Here is a 6,091-nt window from a genome sequence, read left to right on the forward strand (position 1 = left end):
CCGAAGATGGCGACGCGCGCGCGGACGATCTTGGACAGCGGAAGGATCCGATACGGGCAATCCGGCAGCCGCTTGATCAATTCTGCGCCATTGCAGTGCAGATAGAAGGCCCTCAGATCGGGATCCAGCCGCCAGGCCACGCGCTGCTCGAACTCCGCGATCTCGGCAGCCGTAGCGGGCGGGTACGGGAAGTGTTCGCGTGAAACTTCTTCAAGCAGGTGGGTCAAGGGGAGCGCTATCGTCAGTCATCCAAATAGGTCATCCAACGCTGGCTGCACTGCCATTCCGAGGCCCCTCCCACTTTCGCGCAGGCTGTGCGCCCCGATAACTGCCCAGTGTAGCCGCATGATGATCCTCCCACTCTGGCTTCAGACGAGCGAATGCCTCAAGCCGGAAAGACCAAACAGCCCTGACGGGTCGTGATGCCTGGAGGCGCATGCGCTCAACCGGCTCAGCGTCACCTACTTCTTGAAGACCTTCGTGCGGTGCCAGGGCAAGTACAGCCGGTGGCGTGCAGCCAGTGCCTTCACCCTCAATGGAGCGGCGAGGCCGAGTGTCTGCTGGGCCTCCGGAGGGAGCTGGCCGGAGACCACGACCGCGCCGTCCTCTTCAACGCCGATGAACCCCCGGTCGAACGCGGCGTCGACGTGCGGCGCCAGGAGCAGGCCGTTGAACACGTCGAGCCGCTCGGCATCGGTGTCGCAGTCGGCCCACGGCTTGATGTGACTGGCGCGAAGGAGCTCGGGCACGGCGAGGCCGGTGATGGCGCAGCGGCCCTCCCAGTACTCGAGGAGACCGGCGCGGAAGAGCTCCTGCCCAACGCGCTGAACCACGAGCCGCTCGGTCTCCGTGTTCCTGGGGAGGAGGTGGGTTTTCTTTTCGAAGGCGTGAAGGAGTTCGTCGGGAAGCGCTCGGGCGAGTTGGTAGGCGCGGCGCAAGAGACGATGGAGCTCGGCCACGTCCTTCACCCCCCGCACCGCCTGTGCGCCCGGGGGCATCGGGGCGGTCACCAGCTCCCCGTACTCCCCAAGCGCCCGCGCAACGTCGACCCGTGAAAGGCCTGCGGGGGGGTGGCCCTCGTCGTTGGCGCTCAGCCACACCTCGAGCGGCGCGTGGGAGCTGCCGAAGCGGAGCCAGTCCCCCTCGCGCTCGAGCTCGTGGTCGAAGCCGTTGTCGGCGGCCGCCTTCTCCAACCGCGTCACCGTGACGGTGGAGAGGAGCGACGGTGGCCAGTACTGGTTCTTCGAGTAGATGGCCTCAATCTGGTCGCGGATGTCCTTGGCGTGGACGGTCGTGAACGACGTCGCGAACTACGAGAAGACGTCCATGGCTCCTCCGCCGGGGCAAACCGTAACCCAGCGAAGTCACAAAGGCTTCTGGTTTCCCCCACCTGAGAACGCGCCGTCTTGCGAGCTGACCTCGGACCCTTGACTACGGGGAGGGGAGGGGGGGCTCGTGCGCCCGCTTGCGCACCCGGACGCGCACCTTCTGCGGATCCTCGCTGACGTCCACGTCGATCTCCGCCCCTTCGCCCTCCTGGCGCCGCAGCTCCTCGATGAGGCGCTGCCGGGCCTGCTCTTGCTCCTCGGGCGAGGCCCCGGCGCGGAACAGCGAATGGCCTACCACTCCAAACAGGTTGTCGCGCACGCGCCCTTCGAGGCTCGTCACCTCCACGGGAGTCCCCGACAACTCCGGGAGGGCCCGAAGCCGTTGCAGCCCCTCGCCATCCTGGACGAGCTGATCACCCCAGACGTCCACCACCAGCGTGGCCGATCCGTCCGGAGCTCGGCGGACCATGACCTTGATGTCCACCACGCGGCTGGACTTGGACAGGAACGCGTGCGCCACCTTCTCGCCCAAGCCAGGGGGCGGCAGCTGGTCCGCCTGAAGCATCAGCCGGATGCGCTTGCCGACCTCGACCTTGTACTCGGCCGTCACCTGGGTGGCCGTCACCAGGCACAGCAGGAACCCGGCCGCCGTCGCGTACCTCAGCCACGGAGACCGGCCGCGCCTGTCAGGGTGGCCCACTCGCACGTCATACGCGGCGAGCAGCTCCTGCTCGAGCCGGGCTTGGTGCTCAGGGTTGAGCGGCGGCTCGCGGCCGCGCAGCGCTCGGGAAAGCTCTTCATCCGTCATTGGCCAGCTCTCCTCTCGCCGGGCCGGCATCCCACCGCGCCCGCAGCTCGCGCACCGCCCTCGAGGTGCGCTGACGGACCGCGGCCTCGCTGAGCCCCATCACCTGGGCAATCTCCGCGAACCGCAGGCCGTCCCCGAAGCGCAGCATCAGCAGCTCGCGAGTCTCGGCCGGCAGCCGTGCCAGCTCCGATCGGACTCGTGCCACGTCTTCTTCCCCCATGAGGCGCTCGAGCGGCCCGGCCTTCGTGTCGGGCACGGCGGCAGCAGCCTCCTCGGGCACCCTGCCGGCCCGGCTGCGCGCCTCGTCCACGAGCGCGTTTCGCGCCATGGAGAGGGCATAGACCAGCACGGTGCCCTTCCGCGGATCGATGCGGTCGAGCGACTCGAGCAGCCGGAAGAACACCTGGCCCACCAGCTCCTCGGCATCCGCTGGGCTCGGGACGCGCCGGCGGAGGTAGCGCGAGACGGGGCCATACAGCGCCCGGTACAAGTCCCGGAATGCCTCGCGGTCCCCGCGCTGGCCGCGGACGACCAGTCGTGACAGCCAGGCATCTCGAAGTGGCCAGGGGAGTTGAGGCATTGGCAGGGCGGCCCTACTCCTTCTTGATGATCTTCACCACCTTCTTGACCCGCTCGCGGATGTCGGGGCGGTCCTGCGGGTCGAGCGTGGAGACCTGGATGTCCGCCGCGGCCAGCACCGGGAAGGCGTCCCGGAGCGCCTGTGAGATGTCGGCCTGGGGCACGGTGCCGCCCCACAGGTCCACGGTGAGCTCCTGCTGTCCCTCGGCGTGGCGCCGCTTCACGCGAACCTCATGCCGGCCGCCGACGGTGACGAGCGACTGGACCATCTTCTCCGTGTCCGGAAGCTGGCCGTTCGCCTCGGTGAGCCGGACGAGGACACGCGTACCGGGCTCCTGGGACTCGGAGGCAGAGGCCTGCACGGAGAGAGAGAAGAAGCTGAGGACAACGAGGACACGGCTCCACAGGGTTGCGCGCATGGTGCGCCTCCTTCGGCGTTGAGTACCGAGGGGAGATACGGCCCACGCGCAAAAGTGTGACGGCCGCATGTCTCCGAGCGCCGGCTGAGGGAGGCAAGGGCCCGGATCAGGCCCGGGCGCTGCGGATCACGGCCTCCGCTGCCATGCGGCCCGAGACGACGGCAGCTCCCGCGTGCTCACACGGTGGGGACACGGAGTTGCCAACATGGAAGACGCCTCGCTCCGGATCGTAGCTCTCCGGCTTCTGGAACGGTGCCTTCGTGAAGGCGGGCACCGCGGAGCTCGAGAGGCCGTGAAGCTCCTGGTACTGCTTCGGCGACACGAAGCGCTTGTAGAGGAGCGCCGACTGGAGCCCGGGGAGCAGGCGCTCCGCCTTCTCCAGGACGTAGCGCTCCACGCGCAGGCGCTGCTCCGCAGAGAGCTCGTCCAGGCCACGGGGGAAGGGGAGGTAGAGGTTGATCGCGTAGTAGTCCGGCTTGGACGGCAGGTCGCTCGCGAACAGGTGGAACCCGAACGCCTCGGGGAGCGCTCCCGCATCCAGGCTGTCGAACCAGCCGGAGGTGTGCGGAGGAAACCAGGCGAGGGTGTGGAAGCCCTTGGGAAAAGGCAGGCTCTTCTTCACCGCGAGATGGAACATGCCCAAGGCGAGCCCGGGCTTTGCGTCCGCGGGGAACTTCCCCCATCGCCCCTCGCTGGAGATGACATACCGCGCGAGGTACTCCCCCCCTGAAGTCGAGACCGCCTTGAGCGCCCCCTGGGAGCTCAGCCCCGTGCACTCCGTGCGCAGCGCGAGCACTCCGCCGAGCGCCTCGAACCGCTCGACCATCTTCTGGATGAGCACTCCGGGTCCACCCTCCGGGATGATGGACTGGTCGTACCCGTAGGCATACTCCTTCGAGAAGCTGGCCTTGAACTCATCGAGCCGGAGGTCCGCCGGCTTCCTCGAGTAGGCATAGGCGAGCGCCTTCACGAAGTCGCCGAAGTCGGGGCTCTTCACACACCCGTCCACGAGCGGCTCGAGGTACTCGTAGCGCTCGCTCACGGAGGGGTTCGACAGCGCGCGGCCGACCCTCACCGCGTCCACCGCATGCCGCAAGAGGGTGAGCACCGTCCTGGAGGTGAGCGGGAACTCGTAGACCTCGCGCTCGAACGTGAACCGGCTCTTCACCTTCTTGAAGCCGACCTGGACACCCAGGCTGCGCAGCTCCCGCTCCAGGCCTGTCCCGAAGTCATTGCTGCCAATGACGAACTCGTAGCCGTCCAGGACGCGGGTGCCGCAGAGTCCGCCCGCGACGTCGAGCCGCTCCAGCATCAACACCCGGAGGCCCTCCTGTTGGAGGCGCAGGCCTGCCGTCAGACCTGCGAGCCCCGCGCCAATGACGATTGCATCGTAGACCTGCGAGCCTTCTGTCATTCAGCGCCTCTCGTTCACGACGTGTGCCACAGGATTCACCGGAGAATCCCAGGCGGGAAGTGGCCGCAAGGGCATGCCTCCGTCGGGACGTTCCGCGAAAATCCTGCCGGCACCCGTGAGCGTCAGCGCAAAACCTGCGCCCGTTTCCTCACCCCTGAGAAAGCAAGAAGCGCCAGGCGCGCGGACAGGCGCTTGCACTCTCTGCCCCTCAGCGTATGCGGGTCCACACGGCGAGGCCTCTGCGGCTTAATACGGCCTGCCCGTTGCAGCGGGCTCAGCTCGTCATCCATCCAGACCGATCCGGAGAAACATATGTCCGAACAGCACACCCCTACCAACGGCCCGCGCTTCCATCCTGGCATGCCGCTCCCTCATGGCAACAGCGCGGTGGTGAAGAATCTCCTCGAGGAGCGTCCTTCTGCTACCGCGCGCGCTGACGCCCTGGAGGGGATGAGGGTGTACTCGCCGAAGCTGCCCGTGGATCCGTCGAGCCTGACCTGGCTCGGTCCTCCGGACGCCTTGGGCGGAGAGGTGCTCTCCGGCGAGCCTCGGCTCTACGGCCGGTTCGACTTTCGCGGGGGCAACATGGCGGCCGGCCTCTTCATGGCCACGACCGGGCTGATCCGCGTCACCTTCCCGTTCACCGAGCACGCCACCATCCTCGAGGGTGAAGTGACGCTGACCGACGAGTCAGGCAGGACTCAGTCCTTCAAGGCTGGGGACTCGTACTTCATCCGCCAGAATCAGGTCATCCTCTGGGAGGTGAGGGGCAAGCACGTCGTCAAGAGCTTCTTCAACATCATGGAGCAGTGAGGCCGCTGGGCCGCCGCGCTCAGGCGAGCCCGCTCTCGATTCGGGACATGAGCACCTGAAGGGAAGCCCGCTCCTCATCCGCGAGACGGCCTGTACGGTCGCAGCGGGTGAGGAGCAGCTCGGCGGTCTCGCGCGCCAGGGCGGCCATCGGGGACACCGCCTCGAGCTTCGCCGTGAGCGAGATGAGGGAGCGCAAGGTCGAGGCATCGTCACGCACGTCCTCGAGGAAGCGGATCTTCCCCTCTGGCCGCGCACACGTCTCCCGGACGAGCCGCTCCAGCCAGCGCGCAGTGGCCTCAATCTTGGGGTAGTCCAGCTTGTCCGGCGTGTCCTCGGGCGTGTGGTAGTGGCGCCAGCGCCCGTTGGAGAGGAAGAGGAAAGGCACGCTGCGGCGCCAGAAGCCCCAGTAGTCAGAGAGGGGAGGGACGGTCTCGGCGTCGAGTCGCCGGATGACGACCCCTGGCTCCGCCCGGGACAGGCGCTCCACCAGCGCCCCTGTCCCTTCACTCCGCTCGGCACCCAGCGCGAACACCGACTGACGGATCTCGGCGGGGAGCCCCTCGGGGCCCACCGCATGGCCCACGAGGTCCATGCAGATCATCAGATCGATGGTGTTCAGGGGCACGGTGGGGTGGCGTGCGTAGTGCTCCGAGCCCATGGAGTCCGAGAGGAAGTGCGGGGGCTCCTCCCCATCGAACGCGGCGAAGAGGACGCCTCGACCTCTGGGCGG

General features: G+C 67.7%; 8 protein-coding genes. 1 reads left to right on the forward strand and 7 read right to left on the reverse strand.

What is annotated here, in order from left to right; genetic code table 11:
* The 6 genes from VD972_RS43500 to VD972_RS43525 all read right to left on the reverse strand — a co-directional run.
* Positions 1 to 227 (reverse strand): SMI1/KNR4 family protein (locus VD972_RS43500; RefSeq protein ID WP_324995687.1); only part of this gene is annotated, 227 nt, incomplete at its 3' end.
* Positions 228 to 461: 234 nt separating this feature from the next.
* Positions 462 to 1,193: an HNH endonuclease gene (locus VD972_RS43505; protein ID WP_324995689.1), complete on the reverse strand. Its 732-nt coding sequence runs from the start codon at positions 1,191 to 1,193 to the stop codon at positions 462 to 464.
* Between the two features lie 238 nt (positions 1,194 to 1,431).
* Positions 1,432 to 2,136: a hypothetical protein gene (locus tag VD972_RS43510; protein ID WP_324995691.1), complete on the reverse strand. Its 705-nt coding sequence runs from the start codon at positions 2,134 to 2,136 to the stop codon at positions 1,432 to 1,434.
* Positions 2,126 to 2,716 carry a sigma-70 family RNA polymerase sigma factor gene (locus tag VD972_RS43515; protein WP_324995693.1) on the reverse strand — a complete coding sequence of 197 codons (591 nt, stop codon included), beginning with the start codon at positions 2,714 to 2,716 and terminating at the stop codon, positions 2,126 to 2,128. The genes VD972_RS43510 and VD972_RS43515 overlap by 11 nt, the downstream gene beginning before the upstream one ends.
* A 13-nt stretch (positions 2,717 to 2,729) precedes the next feature.
* Positions 2,730 to 3,134 (reverse strand): hypothetical protein, encoded by a 405-nt coding sequence (locus VD972_RS43520; RefSeq protein WP_324995695.1) that lies wholly within the window; start codon positions 3,132 to 3,134, stop codon positions 2,730 to 2,732.
* Positions 3,135 to 3,240: 106 nt separating this feature from the next.
* Complete coding sequence (locus VD972_RS43525; RefSeq protein WP_324995697.1) at positions 3,241 to 4,548, reverse strand: phytoene desaturase family protein; 1,308 nt, start codon at positions 4,546 to 4,548, stop codon at positions 3,241 to 3,243.
* Between the two features lie 312 nt (positions 4,549 to 4,860).
* Here VD972_RS43525 and VD972_RS43530 point away from each other — a divergent pair, with 312 nt between their 5' ends.
* Positions 4,861 to 5,361: a cupin domain-containing protein gene (locus VD972_RS43530; RefSeq protein WP_324995699.1), complete on the forward strand. Its 501-nt coding sequence runs from the start codon at positions 4,861 to 4,863 to the stop codon at positions 5,359 to 5,361.
* Between the two features lie 19 nt (positions 5,362 to 5,380).
* Here the strand turns inward: VD972_RS43530 and VD972_RS43535 are convergent.
* Positions 5,381 to 6,091, reverse strand: a 711-nt coding sequence (locus VD972_RS43535; RefSeq protein ID WP_324995700.1) for a M28 family metallopeptidase, incomplete at its 5' end; no start/stop codon positions are given.

Source organism: Hyalangium sp. (assembly GCF_035629615.1).
In the GTDB taxonomy this organism is placed as follows: Bacteria; Myxococcota; Myxococcia; order Myxococcales; family Myxococcaceae; genus Hyalangium.

Coding starts and splice junctions, on each gene's coding strand:
- VD972_RS43530 (WP_324995699.1), top strand. CDS start 4,861: ATGTCCGAACAGCACACCCCTACCAACGGCCCGCGCTTCCATCCTGGC.
- VD972_RS43525 (WP_324995697.1), bottom strand. CDS start 4,548: ATGACAGAAGGCTCGCAGGTCTACGATGCAATCGTCATTGGCGCGGGG.
- VD972_RS43515 (WP_324995693.1), bottom strand. CDS start 2,716: ATGCCTCAACTCCCCTGGCCACTTCGAGATGCCTGGCTGTCACGACTG.
- VD972_RS43520 (WP_324995695.1), bottom strand. CDS start 3,134: ATGCGCGCAACCCTGTGGAGCCGTGTCCTCGTTGTCCTCAGCTTCTTC.
- VD972_RS43510 (WP_324995691.1), bottom strand. CDS start 2,136: ATGACGGATGAAGAGCTTTCCCGAGCGCTGCGCGGCCGCGAGCCGCCG.